Here is a 4172-nt window from a genome sequence, read left to right as displayed (position 1 = left end):
ACTGGATCTACAACAACCGCAGTCAGGTCGAGCGCCTCTGGGCCAGGCTCAAGGAATGGCGTGCCATCGCCACCCGCTACGAGAAAACCGCCGCCAGCTTCATGGGCGTCCTCTCCCTCGCTGCAGCCCTCGATTGGCTCAAGCGATGACACGCCCTAGAGGGACAAGACCGTTTGGCCTGAGTTCGGCAGATGAGGGCGCAGGCGAGGGTCGTGAAGGCGAGGTGGAGGTCAGCCCGTCGCTCGTAGCGGATGGTCAGCCGGCGGAAGCGAGCCAGCCACGCCAGCGTGCGTTCGACGATCCAGCGGTAGCGGCCGAGGTGTTGGCTGCTCTCGATGCCGCGCCGGGCGATGCGCGGCGTGATGCTGCGTGCCCGGCACTCACCTCGACACCGGCGATGATCGTAGCCCTTGTCAGCGTGCAACTTGTCCGGTCTGCGCCAAAGGCGACCCCGACGCCCTGTGCGCACGCCCGGCACCGCATCGAGGGTGGCGACCAGCATACGGTTGTCGTGGCAGTTGGCTCCGGTGAGCGTCAGGCCGATGGTTCGACAGGCTCACCATGAGGGGGCGTGCCGTTGGCGTCCACGACGAGGTGGCGCTTCGTCCCCGGCTTGCCTCGATCCGTCGGGTTCGGCCCCGTCGCAGTGCCCCTTTTTTCGCCGGTAGGCTCGCACTGTCGAGGGCGGCCCGTGACCAATCGAGCGCGTCTGCATCCTGAAGCTGCTCCAGCATCACGCGATGCAGAGCGGCCCAGACGCCAGCTGCCTGCCATACACCCAGCCGCCGCCAACTCGTCTTGCCGCTGCAGCCGACATCGGATCGCGGCAGATGCTTCCACTGCATGCCCGTGCGCAGAACCAAAGTGATGCCCGCCAGTGCCGTCCGATCCGAAGCGCGCGGCCGACCACCCTTCGGCTTCTCCGGCTCGGATGGAAGAAGAGGCTCGATCACCGCCCAGAGGTCGTCAGGTACAAGAGCGTCCATGCCCGCCTAACCCGCTCAACACGGTTTTGTCCCGCGCTCTTAGTGCATCTAACGAAACCTCCTTTGGAGCGTTGCTGGGGCATGGCTAGAGCCCTTGTCCTCGACGATCTCTAGGCGGTGATCGCGCCGAGTCTGTCGGCTGCTCGGCCTCGCCCGAAGGGCGGGCGACCGCCAATCTTGGATAAAGCGGTGCTGACCGGCATCTTGTTCGTGTTGCGCACCGGGCTGCCGTGGAAGTACCTGCCGCAGGAGATGGGCTGCGGCTCGGGCATGTCGTGCTGGCGGCGTCTATGCGACTGGCAGGCAGCAGGGGGCTGGGCAGCGTTGCATCGCGCCCTGTTGGAGCGGCTCGAAGGAGCCGGGCAACTAGACTGGCGCCGGGCGGCGCTCGACAGCGCGAGCATTCCAGCTAAAAAGCGGGCGCGGCGACTGGCTCGAACCCGACCGACCGCGGCAAGCCGGGGACGATGCGCCACCTGTCGTCGATGCCCGCGGCACGCCGCCCGGCCTCGTCCTGACCGGGGCCAACGCCCACGACAGCACGAAGCTGACCGCCACGCTGGACGCGATCCCGTCAGTGCGCTTGGGCCGGCGTGGACGCCTGCGCCGCAGGCCCTGCAATCTGTACGCGGACAAAGCCTACGATCATCGGCGCTGCCGCCAGGAGTGCCGGGCGCGCGGGATCGTGCTGCGCATCGCGCGCCGGGGCATCGAGAGCAGCCAGCGCCTGGGGCGGCACCGCTGGGTCGTGCGAATGCACCCTGGCGTGACTCGCCCGCTTCCGGGGCTGGCCATCCGCTACGAGCGCCGCGCCGACCTCCACCTCGCCTTCACGACGCTGGCTTGCGCCCTCGTCACCCTCAACCACACAGACGGTTCTATTAAACGCTCTAAGCCCGACTTTGCCTATTTGCAGTGTGTCGAGCAGACTGAGGTGACGAAGCGAGTTTGACGATGAGGCTGACGCTTTTTCCTGCAAGAGACACTGCCATGCCACCCCTGCTCGCCCGCTTCGCTGGGATCATCCTGGCGAAGCGCCACTGTTCGTTCACCGCTTGTGGCGCCATGCTCAGCTTCTGCTGATCGGCGCGATCCTGACGCCGTGCCGCCGTACGATGACGAGCGTTCTGCGCACCCTGGGTCGTGCGCAGGAACGACGGTTCGTGAACGTACATCGCATCCTCAACTGCCCAGCATGATGCCCGTGCTGCGGCAGCTGCGTCCTACTCGGAATGTTCACCCAGCCTTCGTACCACGCGGTCCGGTCATCCTGGCGTTTCGAGGACACGATCGGGCGCCGTCGCGGCGAGTGGATCGTAGCCAAAGGTACCTTCCAGGAAGCATGTGCCCATCGCGGTATCGAGACTCAGCGGCAGTGGTCCGACAGAACGATCGCTCTCATCCCATCCTGCCTTCTCGCCCTGTTCTCGATCATTACTTTGCTCGCTACACGCCTCCCAGCTCGCCACCACCGCCGCGTGGTACTCCAAACCGCGTCCGACCTTCGCTGATGCCCTGGCCGATGTAAGATGTGCAATTTGGCGCGAGCGGCTTTTGCCGACATCACCGTGGCGAGGCCCCCAAACTAAACCCCGCTTCCACCTACCTGCGGCCTGGGCCTATGGCCCTTTGTCATGCCGTATGAAGAGCCAAAGTCGAGCTATGATACCGCGGCGGCCATGGTCGTCAATCTCGACCGTAGGTTCTGTCAAATCGTCGGGTACTACTGTGACCAGTACCTTCAGGACGATCAGATATTACCACGTTCGATAAATGGCTTGGCGAAGCGCAAACCTACTGTGTCCTCAACGTGGAGAGGCTCGCTGCCAGCATCGGTCAAGACGGAGACACCGTTCAGTCCACGTTGACGCCGCCACAGAGCAGTAGGTAGGTTGAGGAACAGATCACGCAGATCGCAATATTGTATTCTACAATGTACGGCCGCGCAATTTCACCTGCTTACGAGATGATTAAATACTGCAACTTAGTGCATCAGATCCAAAGAACATTCATATTAAAGAGATCGAATTAATTTCATGGCTCGTGACATCCAAAACTATACGTAATTTCTTGTTACTCTCACCCCTCTAGATTGTCGTCCTCACTAAGTCGTCTCATCTCTAGGTTGTAAAACTTAACGGGCAAGGGATGGACAATGCCCCAAGGATATTAGAAGATAGATGTTTGTGTGATAAAGCGGCCATACGAAAGGTAGTTAAAATGAATGAGTTGTCTAAGAAGGTCAACGTTAGAGTATGGCTATCTGCTGTTTCTATATGCTTAATTAGCGTAGCAGGTTGTAAGCAGCTTAAAGCTTCAGGTGAAACTCTCAATCTTTGTCGATATAAAAAGGTTTTTTTTGATGATTTCAATGATCTAAGTGTTTCTCCGTCAAATAACGAGAAATTCCGCTGGTCGGCTCATACGCCTTGGAACGGTGACTTTGGCGATGCTCAGTTCATCAATCCTATAGATATTTACGCAGATCCATTAAAAAATGACCCATTCATAGTCAAGGATGGTATTCTTACTATTCGAGCGCGAAAACAGGAGAACGGAAAATGGACGTCGGGCCTTCTTTCTTCTGCAGACCCGACGACAGCCGGCTTCTCTCAGATGTATGGATACTTCGAAGCACGAATGAAACTTCCTCCAGGCCCCGGTGTCTGGCCGGCATTCTGGTTAGCTGCCAACAATCGCAAGGGAGATAAAACTCCGTCGGTAGAAATTGATGTCATCGAATACTATGGACAATTCACTAGTGGGTTTCATTCGGTTTGGCACGTATGGGATCTGGCAGATTCAAAAAACAATCGCGGCGGTGAAATTGTTACACAAGTTCCTAATGATTCCCTAAGCAATGATTTTCACACCTATGGTGTAGATGTAACAAAAGAGTGGATAGTATTTTATCTTGACAGGAATGAAATCGGCCGAAAGCCAACCCCCCCGGAACATACAAAGCCTTTGATGATACTTGTAAATCTTGCTCTTGGTGGCGGATGGCCGATTGATAAAACGCCAAACCCTTCAGAACTCTTGGTTGATTATATCCATGCTTATTCTCCCGACGAAAGCAAATCAAACGCTGAATGCAAATAAAAATAAATATAAACATATTTTTGCTGTCCGGTTTAAATACAGTTTAATACGGCAGATATTAAAAATATTATTCAAGTAATATAT

The 4172-nt window shown here is 57.4% G+C and carries 2 protein-coding genes and 2 pseudogenes; 3 read left to right on the top strand and 1 reads right to left on the bottom strand.

Going from position 1 to position 4172, the window contains the following annotated elements; genetic code table 11:
- Nucleotides 1-149: transposase (locus tag FV227_RS27960; protein WP_147860417.1), on the top strand; the 149-nt coding region annotated here is incomplete at its 5' end.
- A gap of 11 nt (nucleotides 150-160) precedes the next feature.
- On the opposite strand, the pseudogene FV227_RS27955 reads toward FV227_RS27960, so the two are convergent.
- A pseudogene (locus tag FV227_RS27955) lies at nucleotides 161-986 on the bottom strand (IS5 family transposase); the annotation flags it as partial.
- A 117-nt stretch (nucleotides 987-1103) separates the two neighbouring features.
- Between FV227_RS27955 and FV227_RS27950 the strand changes: the two are divergent.
- Both FV227_RS27950 and FV227_RS27940 read left to right on the top strand, forming a co-directional pair.
- Nucleotides 1104-1842, top strand: a pseudogene (locus FV227_RS27950) (IS5 family transposase); the annotation flags it as partial.
- 1364 nt (nucleotides 1843-3206) lie between these two features.
- Complete coding sequence (locus FV227_RS27940) at nucleotides 3207-4088, top strand: glycoside hydrolase family 16 protein (RefSeq protein WP_147860416.1); 882 nt, start codon at nucleotides 3207-3209, stop codon at nucleotides 4086-4088.
- The last annotated feature ends 84 nt before the right edge of the window (nucleotides 4089-4172 follow it).

This window comes from Methylobacterium sp. WL119 (assembly GCF_008039875.1).
In the GTDB taxonomy this organism is placed as follows: Bacteria; Pseudomonadota; Alphaproteobacteria; order Rhizobiales; family Beijerinckiaceae; genus Methylobacterium.
The sequence above is the reverse complement of the archived record's forward strand: the minus strand, read 5'-3'. Positions and strand labels throughout refer to the sequence as shown.